Genomic DNA, 21,882 nt, shown 5'->3' on the forward strand with positions numbered 1-21,882 from the left:
GCGTCATAAGACGCCTTCATCTGCAAAAGAGTAATAACTCTCAGAAGTTATTACTAAATGATCTAAAAGAGCAATATCAAGTATTTGACTTGCTTGTTTAATCTTTTGGGTGATTTGTCTATCTGCATCACTTGGTTGTAATTTCCCTGAAGGGTGATTATGTACTAAGATAAAAGCAGTTGCTTTTACTTTTAGTAAAGCTGCAAATATCAATCTAAGATCTACTACTGTTCCAGTAATACCACCTGATGATATTTCAAGTACTCCAAGTACTCTATTATTGTTCGAAAGCATAAGAACTTTAAATTGTTCTAATAATTCAATTTTATTTTCATCCCATGCTTTTAAAGCTACTTCATAAGCTGAATGAGAAGAATCTATTCTCGGTCTTTCAGATGCTTTAACTTTAGATTTGTAGATTAGTTCTATCTCTGATGCCACTAACCAATTGTTGTTTAAAACTGCACTTTCCATAATATTATATTTTTAAATTAATTATGGAGCAGCTACAGGTAATGCTTAAGCAAGCTCAAAAAGCAACGCAATAAAGCGTAGACAAGGTCAAGCATTTATGGGGGAATTTTTTGAAAGCGAACCGCGGAGTATTACCTAGCTTAGTGAGATAATTGATAAAAAATAAAACCACTAATAGCTTAAAGAACTAAAATATAAGACTACTTCTTCTTATTAATCAAATGAGCCAATTCTGGATCGTTTTCAATGCGTTTTAGCTCTGAATCAATAATTGATTCTACATCAAGTTTAACTTGTCTGTAATTGGCTTGAATCGTTTTATCTAAGGTATTATTACCATTAGCATCTAAAAAAGAAGTTATCTGTGGTATCTTTTGATAGGCTTTCATTTCTTTAGATACCTTATCATTATCAACTACTATTTCTGAGTGAAATATCTTTTGCTCTATACGCTCATCAAAATTATCTGAGACAGCCCCCACAAACATTCCTTGTGTGAGAGTTGCTATTTTAGAAGCAGGAATAAGCGTATCAAGCTGGGTAGAGAAGGAGGTTGAGCGGTCATTTCTATTAATGGAAATACTTTGACGTTTTTGAAGGATTTTACCAAAGCGTTCTGATAGAGCTTTAGCTGTATCTCCAACTACTTGACCTGAGAAAATATTTCCAACTGTATTTTGAATTACTTTACTTTCTTTATCTCCATAATCTCTATTAAGCTGTGAGAAGTCTTGAAACCCTAAACACACCGCTACTTTATTACTACGGGCAGTCGCAATAAGATTATCAAGTCCTCTAAAGTAGATAGTCGGTAATTCATCTATGATAACAGAACTTTTAAGTTGTCCTTTTTTATTGATTAGTTTTACAATACGTGAGTTATAAAGCCCAAGAGCGGCAGAGTAGATGTTTTGGCGATCGGGGTTATTTCCCACACAGAGTATTTTAGGCGCTGCCGGATTATTAATATCCAAAGTAAAATCATCTCCTGTCATTACCCAATACAGCGATGGAGAAATCATACGAGAGAGTGGTATTTTAGCCGAAGCTATTTGCCCTTGTAATTGGTCTTGTGCTCCTCCTTCCCATGCATCCATAAAAGGAGAGAGGTAATTTTCTAAATCAGAATAGGAGGTAAGGATGGTAAATACATCTGCATATTTTTTATTTAAAAGCTCGATAGCATGAGGAAATGTACAATATTTCCCATTTTGATAAATCTTCAAAAACCAAATAATAGCTGCTAATAGTATGATGGGTGATTCTACAAAGAAGTCTCCTTGTTTTTGTATCCATGAGCGGTTAAGATTTAGCATGATGGTATAGGCTGATTCATAGGCATCAGATATATCTGTCATAAACGATGGGTTAATCGGATTACAACGATGACTAAGACTTGGATCATCAAAGTTGATGACATAAAACTTGGGAGCAATAGTGTATTTATCTTTATGTAAAAGCAGATGATTATAAGCGATAGTTGATAAGTCATGGAACTTAAAATCGTAGATATACATGGAGAATCCCTTTTCAATTTGTTGTTTGATAAAGCTATTTACCACAGCATAGGATTTACCAGAACCAGGTGTACCCAATACAATTGTTGCCCGAAAAGGATTAACGATATTTATCCAACCACTGTTCCATTTACCTTTGTAATAGAATCTTGAAGGAAGATTTACGGAGTATTCATTTTCAATATGGCGAGTCTCTTGCATAAAACTTTCATTCTCAAAATTAAATACATCTTGCATAAGGTTGTCGTTTAATAGTCTACTAATCCAAGCGCCAGATACCAAAAGTAGGATATAGCCTAAGAATGTACTTGCGATATACAGTATAGCGCTCCAAGCGTAGCTAAAATCAAGTAAAAAGAAGTTGAAAAAGAACAAACTAAAACCAACTGTAAAAACACCTATGATTTTAGAGATTGTTATCTTTTCATGTTTTACGCCTTTGCCTCCCCACAGGCTTAAAGAGAGTAAAACTAGACAAAAGAGTTTAGTATAAAGTAAATGGGAAAACAGTCCCGCTGTTTGATTAAAGTTAACTAGTATTCGATCTATAACAGCGTGTGTTACTTCAAGGCTTAAAAAGAAAGAATAACAATACCAGTATAGGTGCATAAGCATAAGTAAAATACTTACTGCTCGCATAAATGCTAAGATTTTAGCGAGCGCTTTTAAATCGTCTTCTGAATGCATAATAAATGTAATTAAGATTAACGATTTAAAGTAAAATTGTATTGGAGAAAGCGCCTTGTAATGGAATGCAGTGGTTTTGTTTGGCTACGTTAGATTGATAGTTTTATTTTAATTAAATTGCTAATATTTAATATCAACAGAATAGATAAGATGAGTAAACAGGAGAGAAGTATTGACTATGTTTATGATAATGTGGAAAAGAAAATTATAGATTTAAATAGTATTATTAAATCTCAAAAAGATGGTTTTGAAATAAGAGATCAATACAATTCGAATACTATTAGATTTTCGTGTATTGAGTGTAAACAAAAGTTAGTGTGTTCTAATAGTAAAAGGGATACTGTCTATTTTAGACATAATAAAAATTCTGAGTATTGTATTTTAATGGATTCTGAAGTCGAATCAAATATAGATTTACTTAATAGTTACAAGCTTAATGCTTATAATAGAGAAAGCCCAAGGCATAAAGAATTAAAGAATAAATTAGGACAATTATTAATAAAAGAACCAGGTGTAGATATCGGTTCTATAGATATTGATTCAAAGTTTATTTTTGGAATTGGTGGTAAAAGAAGACCTGATGTATATTGTGAATATAAAGGATTGAAACTAGCTTTTGAAATACAGTTGTCTAGTTTGCCATTGCACTATATTAAACACAGGTATTATTTTTATAAAAGTAATGGAATTTATCTTATCTGGATAATAGATTTAAAAAGTTTACCTGTAGATTTAGATAATTATATACGTGATATAAAGCATGTTTGGAGTGATCACAATTTGTTTAGTATTGCAGATCATGAGAATGAAAAACTTGTATTTACATGTAATTATAAGCAAGCATTTATCTATAATAATAAAGAAGTTCATAGTAAATGGATGAAAAAAGATATTTCACTGAGTGATTTATCCTTTAATCGTACTGAATATTATTGTTTGTATTATCTTTTTAATACTGAACTTAATATCAAAAAACTAGAATTAGTTCAAATAAAGCAAAATATAGAGGATCAAAAGGAAGAAGAAGATCGAAAAATTAGAAAAAAGGAGGCAGAAGATAGAATGAAAAACTTGTTAGGAAAAGTAAGAACTTATAGAAATAAAGGTTGGAATTTTTATGGAATAAAAAAAGAAGTAGATGGGTTTAATTATCTGGAAGTAGAACTTTTAAACTCTTCAGTGAATTGGAATATGAACATAGAAGGAATTCCACTTATTTTGTATTATATACGAGAATATGAATTTGGGGAAGAAGAAAGGGAAAGCTCAATGAATATAGTAGAGTTTTTGCTAACAACTATGAACTTTAACTTCGATATAAATGTAAAAGACAAGTTAGGAAATGGGGTAATGGACTATTTGTATGCTAATGATTATTTATTAAAAAGACTCTACAAAGTTGAAAAGTTTATTTTCTATCGTGGTTATCAGCCCACTGAACAGGATAAAGATTTATTAGTTTCAAAAGTGGGGAAGTTTTGGGATTCAAAGTACCTTGAATGGATGTATTATTCTAATTTTAGGAGGTTAGAAGAACTGGATAAAGTACGAAATATACTTAGTTTTCTTTTATTTGTTGAATCTGCCAAAAGAATGCAAATAATTGGAAAGAACCTTAAAAATTGGGTTCAGTATTTAATACTTGTCCTAAATCAGAACAAGAACCTTCATCAATATTTTGTTTATGTGTTAATTAAAACAAAATTAGGTGTTGAATTAGAAAAAGTAGATAAAAAGAAAACAATAGCTAATAGACTAAATAGTCTAATTAATGAAGAAAATGACTCAACATACTATAATATACTTTTTAAAGTACATCCTGATATTTTTAAAGATTACATAGCTTCCAAACTAATCCTTTAAAGACCAGATTATAAAGGTTCGTTTAAGTAAATCTTATATTGACACAAATCAATATAAGACACCATGCAAACTACCAATAAAAACAAAGGAGGAAGAAAACTAAAATCCAATCCTAAAAAATACAGACATGTTTTTAGACTCACTGAATCTGAAAATAATAGACTGCTTGCTTTGTTTACATCATCAGGAATGACAAACAAAGCAAGCTTTCTTGTTTCTATGCTTTTAGATAGACAAGTTAAAACACTCAAAGTAGATGTAGCAGCACTGCAATATCATGCTACTCTTACCAAACTATTTAATCAATTTAGAGCAGTAGGAGTGAACTACAATCAAATAGTAAAACTTTGTAACCAGTACTTCTCTGAAGATAAAGCGAGACGTTCTATCTCAAAACTTGAAGAATATACCAAGGACTTATCTAAACTTTGTTACTATATGATCAAGCTGACCAAGGAGTTTGAAGAGAAACATCTAAATTCTAATCTATAAGTTATGATAGCTAAGATTGGTAAAGGAAGTAATCTTATTGGAGCTTTGTCCTACAATCAATTAAAAGTTGATAAAGGACAAGGTTCTGTTTTGTTTACAAACAACTTGACTGAACCAACTAACACATCAAACTACATCGGTAAACTTTATAAACAGTTTGAGCCTTATTTACTTCTAAATAACAAGACAGAGAAAGCTGTACGGCATATTTCTTTAAATCCGAATCCCAAAGATAAATTATCTGACCAGACATTAAATGAAATAGCTAAACAGTATATGGATAGTATCGGCTATGAAAATCAACCTTATATTGTCTATAAGCATAGTGATATAGAAAGAGAACATATTCACATTGTAACCGTTTGCACAGACTTAAAGGGGAAGAAAATAGATGACAAATATGATCATTTAAAATCAATGAAAGCTTGTCGAGAAATTGAAAAGCAGTTTAATCTAACTTCTTCAATAAATCAAACAAATGAGGAATCTAAACGGATTCAATTTACACCAGTTGATTATACTAAGCATAATTTAAAAGCTCAAGTAGCTTCTGTAATACGATATCTACCCAAGTATTATAACTATAATAATCTAACAAGTTATAATGCTCTTTTATCTCTATTTAATATAAGAGTTGAAAAGGTAGAGGCTTCTTATAATGAAGAAATAAAACAAGGTTTAGTGTACTTTGTAATAAATGAAAAAGGGGAGAAGATAAGTAATCCTTTTAAGGCTTCTCTTTTTGGAAAAAATACAAGCTATCAAAAGCTTGAAAGCCACTTTAAATCTTCAAAAGAAAAACTAAAATCCTTACCAAGTAAATCTAATCTAAAACAAACTATCGAAATAGCTCTAAATACAGCAAAGTCATTACAAGAATTTAAAGAAGAACTTTTAAATCATGGAATAAACGTTATTATCTTCCAAAATAAAGACAATCGTATATATGGCTTAACTTTTATCGATCACAACTTAAAAAGTGTCTATAAAGGTTCTGATTTAAGTAAAGAGTTATCAGCTAATATACTGAATCAAAAATGGAGTAGTGTAGAAGATTATCCTCATTCAATTTTAATACCTTCTCAACAGACTAATACTAATGAATCTGACGAGTTACATCCAATATTTGCGTACTTATATTCTGATACTACTAATTTTAATAATGATGAGTTTGTATCATTGTTTAATCTTTTAAGTAATAACCAAGGAATAGATTATGAAGAGTTAATTTTTGAAAAAAACATAAAAAATATAAAGAAAAAAAGAACTTTGTAAAACCTTTCCTTGAATTAAATATAAAAACCTACATATTATTTTTAGTTGTAGGTTTTTATATCTATTAAAAGAGAAAGATTAGAGTAAAGTTTGTATATCTTGAACCCTATGTACTCACCATTATGTAAGGAATATTCCTATAGTTACTTTCAACGGATTCTTAAATTTAACCAATCTAAACTGGTAGAATTGAATTTCGTAAGTTAATATTGTACCTTTTTATTTAGTTGGAGTTATCATTAATTGTTCAATTTTGTTGTATTTGAAAGTTAATCCTTCTGTTGCTTCATTAAATGATACATCTGAGTTTTCGAAAGATGCAAATACTAAAATTTGTTCATTAGTAAATTTCGAAAGTTCAGTTAACAAACTTCTAAAACTTTCTTTTGACATATCTTGCTGTTTCGGTTCATCAAATATCACAAGTCTTGGATGATTAGTTTTAAAACTTATGGAAGTTTTAAGCAAAGCAGTTGTGTAAGCCCAAATACATCTTATAAAGTCACTCGCAGATGAATCAAACTTTATATTATAGAATTGTTCCGCATCACTTTTTTGAGCTAGTGGTAAGTAAGTTTCAGGAGATATTTTAATGGCCTCAAATGGCTTGCTCTGATATGAGAAAATTTGTAAATAGTTTATGAAATTTGTTTTTAAAGTACCAAGTTTTCGTCTGTCTAAATCTGAAAAGAAATCTTTTGGTAACTTACTTTCATCACTTAATAGTTTTGAATATTCAGAAGATAAGTTTTTTAATTCTTCGATTAATAAATTAAAATTTTCAATTATTTTGTTAAAAAACTCTACTCTTTTTTTTAACTCAATTCTTCTTTCTATTTCAATGATAGATGGTAATCTTTCATCTTGAATAAGTTCCTTTTTTAGATCTCTAATTTCTTGGCGAACTTCAATAATAGAATTTTGATAGAACTTTAATTTTGATTCTTTTTCTTGAATAGTATTCTTTTGACCATCAATATAAACTTGTATCATTCTTTCTTGAGCGTCTAGATAAGAAATATTATCCTCAATTCTCATAGGAATGTGTTGGATGTCTGTTGGTAAAAGGGAGTCTTTTAAATCTTGTTCACAAGTAGGACACACATTTTTAGCAATTTCAGTAGGTAATTCACCTCCTAATTTATTAATTTTTAGAGCACCTTTATTTTTTCTTAAATCTTCTCGAATAGTGATTATTTGTTTCTCGTATTGCTTAAGTTTTTCTTTATCAAAATTTAATTCAGGTGACAATAAATCAAAATTTAAAGAAATTTGATTTAGTTTATTATTCAATTCACTAAGTCGTGTTTCATTTTTATTTATATTCGCACCAACTGTTGTGTTTTGTTCGTTTTCAATTGCTGATAATTCACTTTTTTGAATTTCATTTTGTTCAACCAAACTTATTGATTTATCATCTTTTATTACTGAAATATGAATATGATTAAAGTTGTTTTTTATTTCAGGTTTATTGTCTATTCCTATAATTTTACCACCACTTCTTTCAGCTAAGTTTTGAAATTTTGAATATAAATTCAACCATCGATTATTAATGTTTTGCTTTATAACATTAAGTTGTTGTTTTTTCTTTTCGTTTTCAAATACATCAAGGTTAAGTAAAAACTCAATAACTCTTTGTTCTGTATTTCTCATGCCAAAATAAGGCATTGTTGCAAAGAAATCGCTCCAGCCAGTTTTTTGTTCAATGATAAATGCAGGTGCAAGTTGTTGAATATATAATTTTTTTAACTCTCCATTAGATGTTACAACTTCTGGTAGGCTTATTTCAAGAAATTCTGTCAAGTATAAGTGAAATCCGTAAAGCTCATCCGATGCAGAACCTGCATCATGTACGTACATTTGATGTGATTCTAAAGTTTTATTTACACCAGTAATTAATCCGCCAAAAAAAACATCAACTAATTGTGCTTTTCTTGATGAACTAGCAACACATCGTTTAATTGTAATTATTTCTTTATTTTCAATTTCAAGATAGATAAAAGATTGATTAATACGATGCTTAGTTCCTCTTGGAAACTCTACCTGATCTTTAAGAACTGATTGCATTGTCTTTTCATTTTTACCTCCAAGAAGTTCTTCAAATCCTAAACCATATATTATCGACTGAAACAAGCTACTCTTTCCAGATGTGTTGTCTCCTCGTATAATATTTAATCCATCAGAAAAATTAAATTCTGCACCATATAAACCGTCAACAGTATTTATTTCAATTTTAATAGCTCTAATCTTCAACATAATCTATTTTCCATTGGTTTGACATTGCATTAATTCGACTATCTGTTATTTTACTTTTACCAATAAAGTTCAGGAATATTTTCTCTTTATCAAAAAGTTCATTATCAGAGTGTATCATTTGATAAAATTTATGTCCTTTTTCAGTTAATTTATAATTTTTTCCACCAACAATTTCACATATGTTTTCTGCAATAGCATATTGTAAAGCTCTATTTAATGCAGGATCTATACTCCAAACAGAAAAGTCAGTCTTAAAATTATTTATTACATACTCTTTTAGTTTGGTAATATTCTTGTCAGAAGATAGAGCCCAAGAGAAAAGATGTAATTTTAAAAGATTTGAGGTTTCTGCTCTACAACAAATGCGAAGAGTTAAAACAATTACAGCTATTTTATACATAGGTCTGTAATCCGCCGGAATAGGGATGGGGCGCTTTGTAAATGATAACTTTCGTATGTTTAATTCTTTTTCTTCCATTAATCAAAGTTTATAGGGCATCTTAAAATCCAGTCTGCTAAGACTTGTTCCTTTAATCTATCTATAGTAGTCTGGTCTATATAACTAAATGCTTCTTTTAGTTTTAATTCTAAATCGTTCTCAATTTTTTTGTATAGTGTATTATTATCTTCAGTATTTACAATACATATTTCAGTTAATTTTTTTTCAAAGAAACTAATAACTCTAACAAATTTTTCATAATCTAAGGGAAATTTCTCTTGCATAATTTTAACTGCAATATTACCATTTAGAAAATGTTCAATAGAATTTTGAGTTAACATATTAATTTTGTTGTCTCTATTTGGAACAGCGTCATTAATTCTTTGGCCATGTTTTCTAATTGCATTATCAACAAGAGAAATTTGTTGAGTTTTCCAATCAGCTATTTCAACATCAGTATTTTCTGTTGTGGGATTAATTTCAATTTTTCTGTTTCTATAATTAAGTACTATTGGAATTTCTGTTGCAAAAAAATCAATATCGTAAATTAGAACATCAAAATTGCAATCAAGTATAGAAAGTTTCTTATTGCGGTATTCTTCAGCTTTATCTTGACAATGCTTTACTATATCTTTTTTCTTATATCCTGGAGTTACAAAAATCCATTGTTTTACTTTGACAGATTTTAAATAGCTTTTTAATTCTTTTTCATATAAAATTATTTTTTTTAAGTCATTTGTTATCTTATCTCTTTGTTCTTCATACAACTTATCAGGATTATACTCTTCGTTTGGGCAATAACATTGAAATAAAACACCTTTTCTAGTAAATCCTTCAATACCTAAATCTCCTTGCCAAGCAGGCATTTCTTGATATCCATCAGCTTCATATTTTATTTTAAAACATACTTGGCAAAACTCTTCCCAAGAATTTCCATCAAAATTTCCGTGTTCAGTCTTGTACATTTTATATTAATGAATTTAATTTCATAATTACAATATTGTTTGTTATAATTGAATGTGAGTTGATGCTTTTGTAAAGCCCATATTAATATAGTTTAATTTTATAAGTAGTCAATTGTATATTTATATACCTAATTTTATTAAACAAAATCAAACATATAAAAATTTTTGTTAATTCAATTACGGAAATCCGTAAACATCTTAATATTTTGAGTCTATCTACTATTTCAATATAAAACTAACGACTCCGGAGTAGTTTTTCAGCCCTCTGCAAGAGCAAGTCGTTTTGATGGCACGAATGTAATTTCGAGTGCCTCAAAACATAACTTGCTGTTACTTTTCGGTAACTAAATCTATCAATTTTACAAAGTAAAATATATAGTGATTTCATATTAGTAAATCACTCACTATTAGACACTAAAGTGCCAAGTGTAACCTTAAAATTCCATTTAAAGTTTTCAAACTGTATATATACTTTCTTTGCTGTAAGATAGTAAAGTAAGTTTTGTAATTGTCTTTTAAATAGCGCTTTAAAGCTTTTTTAAAATGATTTTTCAGTAAAAAATTAAAAGCGTAAAGTTTGATAACGCTAAAACAGTTTTTACAGTTTATGCTTTTTAAAAGAACCTGTTTACAAGGTTGTGAAAAAACGAAGAAGCTAAAGTTTAAAGTAAACATTGTTTTTGTAAAGTAAGAAGTATCATTTTGAATAAGCCTTAGTTAATTGATAAATAGTACTTGTTTAAAACAAGGTTTAAAATACTACTGTAACGAAGCAGTAAATCAAGTATTACTTAGTTAAAACAAAACGCTATGTTTTAAACGATCTAAAACTTACAACTATCCATAACGTAAAATGTAAACCATTAAAAATGTACAATATGGAAACAGTAAAACAACCTTTAAAAATTAGCTTTTATACACAAAAAGGCGGAGTAGGTAAATCAACCTTAACCATTCTCTTAGCAAGTCTCTTGCATTATAGATTGGGCTATAATGTTCTTGTTATGGATTGTGATTTTCCTCAGAACAGTTTAGTTAATATGAGAGAGCGTGACAAGGATAGTATCATGCAAAACGAATATTACAAACAAACAGCTATTAAACAGTTTCAGACATTGAAAAGAAAAGCATACTCGATTATTAAGTGCAAGGTCGAAGATGCCTTAGAAGTTGCTGATGCAACTATGAAAGAATTAGATCAAACTTTTGACGTAGTATTTTTTGATTTGCCAGGAACAGCTAACACCAAAGGAGTACTATCTACTTTAAATCAGATGGATTACATCTTTAGTCCAATTATCGCAGATCGATTAGTTGTAGAGAGCACTTTAGGTTTTACCAAAGCTTTTGCAGAATTACCCAAAAGTAAAGAGAACTCTTTTAAACAACAACTCTGGCTTTTTTGGAATCAAGTGGATGCAAGGGAGAAGACTGAATTATATAATAGCTATGAAGCAGTTGTAAAACAATTAGACCTTCCTATTATGAAGGCGAGGATAAAAGATAGCAAACGCTTTAGAAAAGAAACAGAAGCTACAGGCAAGTATGTATTTCGATCAAGTCTATTACCTGCGGATACCAGTCTTATGAAGGCTACTAATTTATCAGAGTTTGCAGATGAGTTTTTACGTATTACTAATCTTTAATCCTAATATACAATGAAAGAGCAAAACATTTCCAAACAAGAATCTCAGAAAGAGTTACTTGATGAAGATTACCTAATGAATATTATGAGTGGTGATATAGAGGTTAAGTCTGCAAAACAAGTTAAACCTATCGTAGAGGAAAAAGAAGAACCAGTAACCCAAAAACAAATAGCAAAGACAAAAGAGAAAAAAACAAAGAAAGAAACAGCAATTACTAAATACCAAGAGCTTTTTTTGATTAATGACTTTCCCTCAACAAGAGCTGGGAAGGTGGTTTATATAAGGCCAGAGTACCACGAAGTGCTACTTCGCATTACGCAATTAGCTAAAGAAGAAAAAACAACACTTTACTCTTATTTAGACAATATTTTAAAGCAACATCTACAAGATTATAGCCAAGAGATTACTCAATATTTTAATGACAAATTCAAACCTATTTTATAATGAGAAAATTTAAACACTTTAGGAAAGCAGCTCAAGTACAAACAACTAAGAGCAAAGAAAATTATGTTGATACTTTTTTAAAAGAAACATCAACCAGAGCCAGAGATGGAAAAACGGTCTACATCCGACCAGAGTTTCATGAAAAACTCACTCGTATTGTTCAAGTCATAGGAGAGGACAAAGTTTCTATCTATGCATACTTAGATAATCTGCTTGATAATCACTTTGAGGAGTTTTCACAGACGATTGTAGAAAAGTTTAACCAAAAGTATAAACCTATTTTTTAACCCATGAAAATAGTTATAATAATCAGTCTGGTTCTTGTAATTGCTCTTCTGTTATTAGATAAAAATAAAACCAACAAACAAGAGAACCAATCTAAAACAGAAGAGCCACCTTTTAAACAAGATGTACCCATCAGCATTATAGGAGAAAGTAAACCAGTCATCCTAAAGCAATCGCTAATGAGTCAAACAGAAGAGGAGCTTGACTTAGAAGAGGAAGAAAAAGAACTAAGTGAGAGTTTACAACCTGTAGATCATGAATTTACTCAAAGGGTTAGTACAGATGAACTTAATAGTTTTGTTAGGTCTATTGAACAAGAGTTAATCAATGAGACTACAGTAAAAACAGCTAAAAAAATAGAAGGCTCAGAGTTATTGGAATTACTTCAACAGGCGATACCTGATTCTGCTCAAACCATAGCAAAGTTATTAGATCAATCCTTAAAGGAAAAATCACCAAAAAAAGAAGAAGAAGTAATAGGTAGTGAGGATTTTAATATCAATGATTTTATATAACAAAGACAGTGTTTAGTTTTAAAAATTAAACACTGTCTTTGTTTATTACAAATTCTTATGTAGACTTAAAAGACATTTATTCCTCTACCATTTCACACTATCATAATCAAATGTATCATCATCCAATTCCAGGTTAGGAGCTATGGTATTTAATTTTTTCGCGTCTTTTTCTAATTCAGTTTTGTATGCTAAATATTCAGATGTTCCAAAACAAGCTTTCTTTAATAGTTCAGGTAATTGTCTAAAGGCTTTTTTACCTCCATTTAATAAGAAATAATCAAGGTTAATTCTTCTCATGTAGATATACAAGCAATCATTAGAAGCGTCAATACTACCTGTTATGTAATGAGACAAGTTAACTGCTCCATTAGGATCATAACTATACATCGCTTTTTCTAACCAATATTCTAATTGCAATAGATTTGATAATTGAAGTTTATTGATGTTAAAATAACGTGCGTTGTATCGAACAGCATGCAGAAAGAAAAGTCCGTGTATCCAAGATATTCGACATCCAAAATAAGGTGTATCATTAAAATGGAAATGAGTGCCTGTACGCTCTAATCTATTGCCTTGAAAAGTTTTTCGTATATCATATAACATACTGGCTATTATTGTTTCCCGTGATTTAAAACCAGGCCGATCTAAGAAATCTTCATTATTCCACAATCCATCAAAGGAATTATATAAAGAAGATAAATCTTCATAAGATCCCCATAATTCAAAACCAATACCGTTTTTAGTTGATAATAGATAAAACATATTACACAGTTAGTTTAAAAATAAATACTCCACTTGTTGCTTGTTCTCTTACAATGACTACATCAATCCTTATACCTGTTGCTAAAAAACGGAATGATTCTTTTTGTAATTAAAACAAAGTAAGTGAAAAACAAACCTACAAAAAAAGATTGACCTGTAATTATAGGACTACCTAAAAGCCAAACATAACCCCAAACTTCCACAATCAAACCTTCAAACAGTTTTCCAAAGACATTTACCAAAGTATCATGCAAAGGGCATGATTATAACTAATTAAATGTCATTCTTATGAAAACAAAAACAATCAAACAAAGGCTTTTTTTACTACTTATCGTATTAAGTAGTTTACCACTATTGGCTCAAGGAAATGGAGCGGCAGGAATTACAGAAGCTACCCAAATGGTCACTTCTTATTTTGATCCAGCCACTAAACTAATCTACGCTATTGGAGCGGTAGTTGGTCTTATTGGAGGAGTGAAGGTATATAACAAATTCTCAAGTGGTGATCCCGATACAAGCAAGACAGCTGCAAGCTGGTTTGGAGCTTGTATCTTCTTAATTGTAGCCGCTACAATCCTTCGCTCGTTTTTCCTTTAAAACTACGCTTATGAAAAAGTATAATATCAATAAAGGCATTGGAACCAGTGTCGAGTTTAAAGGGCTCAAGGCTCAGTACCTGTTTTATTTTGCAGGCGGACTATTAGGGAATCTTATTCTTGTTATGGTTTTGTATATGGCTGGGGTAAACAACTTAGTTTGTCTAGTCCTTGGTTTTAGTACATCAGGCTATCTTGTTTACAAAGTATTTGCACTAAACAAGAAATACGGTCAGTATGGACTTATGAAGCTTCAGGCAAGAAAATACTTTCCAAAGTATATCATCTCAAGAAAGGATGTCAAAGGGTATGTAAGTAGAAACTTAAAATTAAGAAGCAATGAGAAATACAGCTAAGACAAATACTTTAGAACGGATGTTTCCGATTCTATCGGTTGAAAACAATTGTATTGTTTCTAAGCAAGGAGATATAACGGTTTGTTATAAGGTCATCTTACCTGAGATATTTACCATCTCAGATAAAGAATATGAAACGATTCACAGTGTATGGTATAAGGCGATTAAAACATTGCCTGAATTTACTGTGATACACAAACAGGATTGGTTTGTAAAAGAGAGTTATGAAGCTGATTTTAAAGATGAACAGCAGAGCTATTTAAGTAGAAGCTTTGAAAGGCATTTTAACGAGCGTCCCTATCTGAATCACAGCTGTTATCTCTTTATCACAAAGACTACCAAGGAGCGAATTAAAAGTCAGAGTAACTTTTCTTCTCTTACAAGAGGCGAGCTTATCCCAAAAGAGATTAGAAATAAAGACACGATTCAAAGCTTTTTAGAAGCAACTACTCAATTGGAGAAAATAGTCAATGACAGTGGACTGATTCACCTAACTAAATTAACGGAAGAGGATATTATTGGCTCAGAGGATAAAAGCGGACTCTTGGAACAGTACCTGACTTTAAGCTCTACTAAAAGAGGAAGCCTTCAGGATATAGCCATCAGCGCAGAGGAGGTTAGAGTAGGAGATAACAGAATCTCTATGCATACTTTATCAAGTACGGATGATTTGCCAAGTGAGGTATCATATTTATCTCGTTATGAAAAACTATCAACGGATAAAAGCAGTATGGCTTTATCGTTTGCTTCTCCTGTTGGACTTCTTTTAAATTGTAATCACATCTACAATCAGTATTTGTTTATAGAGGACAGTGATTACAATTTAAAGCAGTTTGAAAAGTCTGCTAAAAATATGCATTCCCTTGCCAGATACAGTAGAGCTAATCAAATAAACAAGCAGTGGATAGAAGAATACTTAAATGAAGCTCATAGTAAAGGATTAACATCCATTAAAGCTCACTTTAATGTAATGGCGTGGTCAGATAATCCAAATGAGCTTAAACAGCTTAAAAATGATACAGGAAGTGCAATTGCTTCCATGGAGTGTGTGCCAAGACACAATACAGTGGATGCTCCCACACTTTACTGGGCAGGTATGCCAGGGAATAGCGGGGATTTTCCAAGTGAAGAGAGCTTTTATACTTTCATTGAACCTGCACTGTGTTTTTTTACGGGGGAGACCAACTATCAAAACTCGCTATCTCCCTTTGGTATTAAAATGGCGGATCGCTTAACTGGAAAACCAATTCACTTAGATATTTCAGATCTCCCCATGAAAAAGGGAATTATCACCAACCGCAACAAGTTTATCTTGGGACCTTCGGGAAGTGGTAAGAGCTTTTTTACCAATCATATGGTACGGCAATACTATGAGCAGAATGCGCATGTCTTGCTTGTTGATACAGGGAACTCTTACCAAGGCTTATGTGAACTAATTAATGGAAAAACAAAAGGGGAGGATGGAGTGTACTTTACCTACACGGAGGAGAACCCAATTGCTTTTAATCCTTTTTACACTGACGATGGGGTATTTGATATTGAAAAAAGAGAGAGTATTAAGACTCTTATCTTAACGCTTTGGAAGCGTGATGACCAGCCGCCCTCACGAGCTGAGGAAGTAGCGCTTTCAAACGCAGTAAGTGGATACATTCAAAAACTTCAAAATAGCAATATAAAACCAAGCTTCAATACTTTCTATGAGTATATCAAAACTGATTACAAAGCTGAGTTAGAAAACAAACAAGTTAGAGAAAAAGACTTTGATCTGGCGAACTTTTTAAATGTGCTTGAACCCTACTATAAAGGAGGTGAATACGACTATTTATTAAACTCCGAAAGCGAGCTTGATTTACTTAACAAACGCTTTATCGTCTTTGAAATTGATAGCATCAAGGATCACAAAATTCTGTTTCCCATTGTGACAATTATCATCATGGAAGTGTTTATAAATAAGATGCGACGTCTTAAAGGACAACGTAAACTAATCTTAATAGAAGAAGCTTGGAAGGCCATAGCCAAAGAGGGGATGGCAGATTATTTACGCTACCTTTTTAAAACCGTTAGAAAGTTCTTTGGTGAGGCAATTGTGGTTACTCAAGAGGTAGATGATATTATTCAATCTCCGATTGTAAAGGAGAGTATCATCAATAATTCAGATTGTAAGATCCTTCTTGATCAGCGCAAGTACATGAACAAGTTTGATGATATACAGGCTATGCTTGGACTCACTGACAAAGAAAAAGCCCAGATACTGTCTATCAACTTAAACAACAATCCTCACCGCCTTTACAAAGAAGTATGGATTGGTCTTGGAGGTACTCATTCAGGCGTGTATGCAACAGAAGTAAGCTATTCGGAGTATCTCGCCTATACCACAGAAGAGACAGAAAAACTACAGGTCATGAACTTGGCTAAAGAACTCGATGGCAATGTAGAGATGGCTATAAAGCGACTTGTCCAAGAGAAACAACAAGAATAAAACCAACAATACTCTATCTCAACTTCTTTAAAGGGGCAATAGAGTAAATAATCAATTAAAAACATACAATAATGAAAAAACTATTACAGGTAGTAATGATAGCTATGCTACTTATTTTACCAATACAGATGAATGCCCAGTGGGTAGTAACGGATCCCACTAATTTGGCATCAGGCATATTAAACAGTGCCAATGAAATTATTCAAACTTCTTCCACAGTTAGCAATGTCATTAAAAATTTTAAAGAAGTAGAGAAGGTTTATAAACAAGGCAAGGAGTATTATGACAAGCTCCAAGCAGTAAACAATCTTGTCAAAGATGCAAGAAAGGTTCAACAGACAGTATTACTTGTTGGAGACGTTTCAGAGCTATATGTCAAAAATTTTGGTAAGATGCTTAATGATCCAAATTTCTCTGCTCAAGAGCTTGTAGCTATTGCAAATGGATATTCCGTACTTCTTCAAGAAAGCACAGAACTTGTCAAGGAGCTTAAGCAGATTATAAGTTCTTCGAGCCTTTCTTTAAATGATAAAGAGCGTATGGATATTATAGACAGGGTCTATAAAGAAGTAAAAGACTATCACAACCTTGTTAGTTATTATACTAGAAAAAATATAGGTATCAGCATCTTAAGGTCAAAGAAAAAAAACAATACCCAAAGGGTACTTGATCTGTATGGAACTTCTAATCAGAAATATTGGTAGTTATGGGAGATAGTAATTTACATGAGGTACTTCAGAATCTCTATTACGATATGATGCCACTATCAGCCCAGATTGCTGGGGTGGCTAAAAGCTTAGCAGGTCTTGGAGCTCTTTTTTACATCGGTATTAAAGTATGGCAAGCTTTAGCAAGAGCAGAACCTATTGACGTCTATCCCATGCTAAGACCATTTGCTTTGGGTATTTGTATCATGTTTTTTCCAACCCTTGTTCTTGGAACATTAAATACCGTTTTAAGCCCTGTGGTTAAAGGTACTCATCAGATTTTAGAACGCCAAGTGATTGATATGACTTCTTTACAGCAGAAAAAAGATATTTTAGAAAGAGAAGCAATGCTACGAAATCCTGAGACAGCCTATTTAGTTTCTGATGAAGAATTTGATAAAAAGCTTGATGAGCTTGGGTGGTCTCCATCTGATTTAGCTGCTATGACAGGAATGTATTTAGAGAAATGGCAATATGATTTTCAAAAAAACCTAAGAGATGGTTTTAGAGAGATATTAGAAATGCTCTTTCAAGCATCAGCTCTTGTTATTGATACCATTCGGACTTTCTTTTTGGTTGTACTTTCCATACTTGGTCCAATTGCCTTTGCTATCTCGATATGGAGTGGTTTTGAATCTACACTCTTGCAATGGCTCACACGGTACATCAGTGTGTATCTCTGGCTTCCAGTAGCCGATTTGTTTAGTAGTATGCTTGCTAAGATTCAATCTTTAATTATTGAAAGAGATATACAGATGCTTGCTGATCCAAGTTTTGTCCCTGATACCTCTAATACTGCTTATGCGATTTTTATGATCATTGGTATTGTGGGATATTTTACAATTCCTACAGTAACAGGATGGGTGATTCAAGCAGGAGGAGCAGGAAACTTTATGCGCAATATGAACAAAACAGTTTCTACAACTGGAAATATAGCCACAGCAGGTGCAGGCGCCGCTGTCGGAAATATTTCAGGACAACTAATTAAAAAATAAAAGTATTATGAAATTTAAATCACTTCGAAATATAGAGAATAGCTTTAAGCAGATAAGACTTTATGCTATTGTATTTGCTACAGTTTGTCTTTTAGTAGTTGGGTTTTCTATCTACAAAAGTTATGATTTTGCTAAAGAGCAACGAGAGAAGATTTATGTGCTGGACAAAGGTAAATCTCTTATGCTAGCTCTCTCTCAAGACGCAAGTATAAATAGGCCAGTAGAGGCAAGAGAACACGTAAGGCGCTTTCATGAGCTATTTTTTACCCTCTCACCTGAAAAGGCAGCTATAGAAGGTAATATGCAAAGAGCATTTAACCTCTCGGATAAAAGTGCTTTTGACTACTACAAAGACTTACTTGAAAAGGGATATTACAGTAGGGTTATCTCAGGAAATATTCAGCAGCGAGTTGAGGTAGATAGCATTAAAATAGACTTTAATAATTATCCCTATAAAGCGATGACCTATGCTACCCAATATATCATACGTTCAAGTAATCTCACTAAAAGAAATCTTGTAACAAGTAGTCAACTCATATCTGCGGTTCGGTCTGATAACAATCCTCAGGGATTTATTATTGAAAAGTTTACCGTCGTAGAGAACAAAGATTTAGAAGTTGTTAAACGCTAAAAAACTAATCCATGAATAAATTACAACTTTTAAGACATAGTTATTCCAGTAGGCTACAGACCTATTGGAATAGCCTCTCAATAAAAAGGCAACGAGTTTTATTACTTGCTGTATTTACATTCTATAGCCTTGTTTGCTTTTTTATTGTAAAGACAAGCTTTAGTTCTAAACTAACATCAGATAGTCAAGAGAAACAAAACAATATCAGACCTGTTAAGTATTTGCTTGAAAAGCAAAAGATAGAATTACAATCACCTTTTAAAATCAAGAGTTATGAATCACAATCAATCAGATAAATCCCACAAAATAGAGAAAGTACCCAAAGAAAATAAGGTATTCCAAGGTATCGTTGAAAAACACAAAAAACATATTGTATTTGCTTTAATGGGCATTGTGTTTTTAGGGGCTATGTATCTTTTGTTTAAACCAGAAGAGAAGGAGCTTATCACACACAATGATTCAGTTCCAGAGGCGATAACACAAGGGATGCCCACAGACAAGGTCAAGGCCTATGAAAAAGAGCTATGGGAGCAGAAGCAACAAGAAAACGAAAACCAAATACACTCTTTATCGGATTATTGGAATGAATCGAAAGAAGATCCTAATAGCAGTTATAATCACCAAGATTATAATGTAGAGCCTACTTATATGCCTTACGAGATGTCTTATCAGAACTATAAGCAAAGCCAAGATGTACTGAATAGTTTTTATGATAATACAACAAACCCTGAAACCGATAAGCTTAAAAAGCAAATAGAAGAGTTAGAAGCAAGATTAGAAGAAAAAGACACTCCTACACCTATTACAATTGATAGTCAATTAGAGCTTATGGAAAAATCTTTTCAGATGGCAGCAAAGTATTTACCAGGTGGTCAAAACCAAACTGAATTACCTCCTTCAAATGGGAATACGAATATCAAAACAATTTCAAGTAAAAAACAGGCTATAACAGTGGTTGATAAAACCAGTAAAGAGATTGTCTCTTCACTTGTAAAACCAGCAAGTTTACAAGATATTTTGCCTATTAATCTTCAATCGAATCAAACTTTTTATACTGCTGAAGGAGAACGTAAAACACAAACTCATAAAAACAGTATAAGAGTCAGTATCAAAGAAGATCAGGTTATTATAAACGAAGGTTACATCAAACTAAGACTCTTAGAGAGCATTGTTATAAACGGAGCTCTATTATCTGAAACAAGTACGCTGATTGCTAAAGTCAAAGTAAACAGTGGACGATTAGAGCTAAGTGTAAACTCTATTAAAATCGACGATATCATCATTGATACAGAGCTTATTGGTTATGATAACTACGGACAAAAAGGACTTGAGGTATTAGACCTTCAAGAGATAAGCGCCTCAAAAGAAATCATTGCCAATATGGGGCAGACAGCAGGTACAAGTATTTCGATGAGTAGATCTGCTTCAGACCAAATAGCAGGAGATCTAACCAAAGGACTCATTCAAGGCGTATCAGGTTACTTTTCAAAGAAGGTAAAAGCTCAAAGAGTAACCTTAAAACAAGGACAAGAACTGTTTCTTGTACCTAAAGAATAACAATCAATAATTAAGTAAAACAGATCATTATGAAAACAATTATTAAATATATGCTACTATGCTTACTAGCAGTAAACACAGTAATAGCTCAAAAAAGTAATCAATCTATAAACCTATCAAATGCTGAGGTAACTCCTTATGAAGTAGAGCTCACCCAAAACAAAACAACGCATATTCTGTTTCCAAGTAGTGTTAAATACGTGGACCTCGGAAGTAGTGAAATTATCGCCAATAAAGTAGAGGCTACATCAAATGTACTTCGATTAAAAACCGTAAAAGAAGATATTTTACCTACAAACTTTACAGTTATTACAAATGATGGTAAGTATTATAGTTTCAATGCTACTTATAAGGAACAGCCAACACAACTGAGTTATGACTTAACCAAGTTTGAAAAGCAGAACAGTAAAGAGCAAAGCGAAGTCCTATTTAAAGAGTTAGGCAATACCAATCCAAGTTTAGCTGATCTTTTTATGAAAGCTATTATCAAGAAGAATAAGAAAGAGCTATACATCAAAAGCGAAAACTATGGAGTAGAAGCAAGGTTAAAAAGTATTTACACCCAAGATGGTAAACTTTACTTTCATATCTCTATTAATAACAAAAGTAATTTACCATACCAGGTTGATTATGTCAGTTTTAAAATCAAAGACAGAAGAACTACTAAACAAACTACAATTCAAGAAGTGAGTTTGAAACCGATTAGAAGTTATAGTGATTTTCAAACGATTAATAGTCATAGTAAACAAGATAATGTTTATATGTTAGATCAATTTACTTTATCTGACAAACAGGTGCTTTTGATTGATATTAAGGAGAAGAATGGGATGAGAAGTCAGGTTTTGAAAATTAGAAGCTCGGATCTTTTAAAATTGAAAAATGTCGAGTCATTAAAATTATAATTAAACAAGAAAGCCCTTTAAAGGGCTTTCTTGTTTAAT

The 21,882-nt window shown here is 31.7% G+C and carries 22 protein-coding genes; 16 read left to right on the forward strand and 6 right to left on the reverse strand.

The features are described from left to right. Window positions 1-3: 3 nt before the first annotated feature. Together LNQ81_RS14515 and mobC are read right to left on the reverse strand one after the other, a co-directional pair. Window positions 4-474 (reverse strand): JAB domain-containing protein, encoded by a 471-nt coding sequence (locus LNQ81_RS14515; protein ID WP_229947928.1) that lies wholly within the window; start codon window positions 472-474, stop codon window positions 4-6. A 200-nt stretch (window positions 475-674) separates the two neighbouring features. After that, window positions 675-2,678, reverse strand: coding sequence for a conjugal transfer protein MobC (mobC, locus tag LNQ81_RS14520; protein ID WP_229947930.1), 2,004 nt, complete (start codon window positions 2,676-2,678; stop codon window positions 675-677). Between the two features lie 150 nt (window positions 2,679-2,828). Between mobC and LNQ81_RS14525 the strand changes: the two genes are divergently transcribed. From LNQ81_RS14525 to mobB, 3 genes are all read left to right on the forward strand, one after another. Next, complete coding sequence (locus LNQ81_RS14525; protein ID WP_229947931.1) at window positions 2,829-4,541, forward strand: DUF6035 family protein; 1,713 nt, start codon at window positions 2,829-2,831, stop codon at window positions 4,539-4,541. A gap of 63 nt (window positions 4,542-4,604) precedes the next feature. Beyond that, window positions 4,605-5,033 (forward strand): plasmid mobilization protein, encoded by a 429-nt coding sequence (locus LNQ81_RS14530; protein WP_229947932.1) that lies wholly within the window; start codon window positions 4,605-4,607, stop codon window positions 5,031-5,033. A gap of 3 nt (window positions 5,034-5,036) precedes the next feature. After that, window positions 5,037-6,308: a conjugal transfer protein MobB gene (mobB, locus tag LNQ81_RS14535; RefSeq protein ID WP_229947934.1), complete on the forward strand. Its 1,272-nt coding sequence runs from the start codon at window positions 5,037-5,039 to the stop codon at window positions 6,306-6,308. 219 nt (window positions 6,309-6,527) lie between these two features. On the opposite strand, the gene LNQ81_RS14540 is transcribed toward mobB, so the two are convergent. Genes LNQ81_RS14540 through LNQ81_RS14550 form a run of 3 tightly spaced genes read right to left on the reverse strand, consistent with a single transcriptional unit; the run spans window position 6,528 to window position 9,968 of the window. Continuing rightward, complete coding sequence (locus LNQ81_RS14540; RefSeq protein ID WP_229947936.1) at window positions 6,528-8,564, reverse strand: AAA family ATPase; 2,037 nt, start codon at window positions 8,562-8,564, stop codon at window positions 6,528-6,530. Further along, on the reverse strand, window positions 8,551-9,042 hold the full coding sequence (locus LNQ81_RS14545; RefSeq protein WP_229947944.1) for a hypothetical protein: 492 nt from the start codon (window positions 9,040-9,042) through the stop codon (window positions 8,551-8,553). Before LNQ81_RS14545 ends, LNQ81_RS14540 begins: the two co-directional genes overlap by 14 nt. Next, window positions 9,042-9,968: a hypothetical protein gene (locus LNQ81_RS14550; protein WP_229947946.1), complete on the reverse strand. Its 927-nt coding sequence runs from the start codon at window positions 9,966-9,968 to the stop codon at window positions 9,042-9,044. The genes LNQ81_RS14545 and LNQ81_RS14550 overlap by 1 nt, the downstream gene beginning before the upstream one ends. An 878-nt stretch (window positions 9,969-10,846) precedes the next feature. Between LNQ81_RS14550 and LNQ81_RS14555 the strand changes: the two genes are divergently transcribed. Genes LNQ81_RS14555 through LNQ81_RS14570 form a run of 4 tightly spaced genes read left to right on the forward strand, consistent with a single transcriptional unit; the run spans window position 10,847 to window position 12,858 of the window. Beyond that, window positions 10,847-11,614, forward strand: a complete 768-nt coding sequence (locus LNQ81_RS14555) for a ParA family protein (RefSeq protein WP_229947948.1) — start codon at window positions 10,847-10,849, stop codon at window positions 11,612-11,614. Window positions 11,615-11,626: 12 nt separating this feature from the next. Beyond that, window positions 11,627-12,058, forward strand: coding sequence for a DUF3408 domain-containing protein (locus LNQ81_RS14560; protein WP_229947949.1), 432 nt, complete (start codon window positions 11,627-11,629; stop codon window positions 12,056-12,058). Beyond that, window positions 12,058-12,345 (forward strand): DUF3408 domain-containing protein, encoded by a 288-nt coding sequence (locus LNQ81_RS14565; RefSeq protein ID WP_058699395.1) that lies wholly within the window; start codon window positions 12,058-12,060, stop codon window positions 12,343-12,345. The genes LNQ81_RS14560 and LNQ81_RS14565 overlap by 1 nt, the downstream gene beginning before the upstream one ends. Window positions 12,346-12,348: 3 nt before the next feature. Beyond that, on the forward strand, window positions 12,349-12,858 hold the full coding sequence (locus LNQ81_RS14570; RefSeq protein ID WP_229947952.1) for a hypothetical protein: 510 nt from the start codon (window positions 12,349-12,351) through the stop codon (window positions 12,856-12,858). Window positions 12,859-12,942: 84 nt separating this feature from the next. Here the strand turns inward: LNQ81_RS14570 and LNQ81_RS14575 are convergent, their stop codons facing one another. Then, window positions 12,943-13,620 carry a DUF6904 family protein gene (locus LNQ81_RS14575; RefSeq protein WP_229947953.1) on the reverse strand — a complete coding sequence of 226 codons (678 nt, stop codon included), beginning with the start codon at window positions 13,618-13,620 and terminating at the stop codon, window positions 12,943-12,945. Between the two features lie 288 nt (window positions 13,621-13,908). On the opposite strand from LNQ81_RS14575, the gene LNQ81_RS14580 reads away from it, so the two are divergent. The 9 genes from LNQ81_RS14580 to traN all read left to right on the forward strand — a co-directional run bounded on the left by LNQ81_RS14580 (window position 13,909) and on the right by traN (window position 21,843). Then, window positions 13,909-14,217 (forward strand): DUF4134 domain-containing protein, encoded by a 309-nt coding sequence (locus LNQ81_RS14580; RefSeq protein WP_058699398.1) that lies wholly within the window; start codon window positions 13,909-13,911, stop codon window positions 14,215-14,217. A gap of 10 nt (window positions 14,218-14,227) precedes the next feature. Next, entirely contained in the window at window positions 14,228-14,572 is a 345-nt protein-coding gene (locus tag LNQ81_RS14585) for a DUF4133 domain-containing protein (protein WP_229947955.1), read from the forward strand. After that, window positions 14,556-17,051, forward strand: coding sequence for a TraG family conjugative transposon ATPase (locus LNQ81_RS14590; protein WP_229947957.1), 2,496 nt, complete (start codon window positions 14,556-14,558; stop codon window positions 17,049-17,051). The genes LNQ81_RS14585 and LNQ81_RS14590 overlap by 17 nt, the downstream gene beginning before the upstream one ends. A gap of 71 nt (window positions 17,052-17,122) precedes the next feature. After that, on the forward strand, window positions 17,123-17,755 hold the full coding sequence (locus LNQ81_RS14595; protein WP_229947959.1) for a DUF4141 domain-containing protein: 633 nt from the start codon (window positions 17,123-17,125) through the stop codon (window positions 17,753-17,755). A gap of 2 nt (window positions 17,756-17,757) precedes the next feature. Next, the gene (gene traJ / locus LNQ81_RS14600; protein WP_229947961.1) at window positions 17,758-18,753 is read left to right on the forward strand and encodes a conjugative transposon protein TraJ; all 996 of its coding nucleotides are present in this window, start codon (window positions 17,758-17,760) and stop codon (window positions 18,751-18,753) included. A 7-nt stretch (window positions 18,754-18,760) separates the two neighbouring features. Then, on the forward strand, window positions 18,761-19,384 hold the full coding sequence (gene traK, locus LNQ81_RS14605; protein WP_229947963.1) for a conjugative transposon protein TraK: 624 nt from the start codon (window positions 18,761-18,763) through the stop codon (window positions 19,382-19,384). A gap of 11 nt (window positions 19,385-19,395) precedes the next feature. Beyond that, window positions 19,396-19,680: a hypothetical protein gene (locus LNQ81_RS14610; protein WP_229947965.1), complete on the forward strand. Its 285-nt coding sequence runs from the start codon at window positions 19,396-19,398 to the stop codon at window positions 19,678-19,680. Then, a complete protein-coding gene (gene traM / locus LNQ81_RS14615) occupies window positions 19,658-20,941 on the forward strand; it encodes a conjugative transposon protein TraM (RefSeq protein WP_229947967.1) in 1,284 nt (427 codons plus the stop codon). The genes LNQ81_RS14610 and traM overlap by 23 nt, the downstream gene beginning before the upstream one ends. A gap of 29 nt (window positions 20,942-20,970) precedes the next feature. Beyond that, a complete protein-coding gene (traN, locus tag LNQ81_RS14620; protein WP_229947968.1) occupies window positions 20,971-21,843 on the forward strand; it encodes a conjugative transposon protein TraN in 873 nt (290 codons plus the stop codon). The last annotated feature ends 39 nt before the right edge of the window (window positions 21,844-21,882 follow it).

Source organism: Myroides oncorhynchi, from assembly GCF_020905415.1.
Taxonomy (GTDB): Bacteria; Bacteroidota; Bacteroidia; order Flavobacteriales; family Flavobacteriaceae; genus Flavobacterium; species Flavobacterium oncorhynchi_A.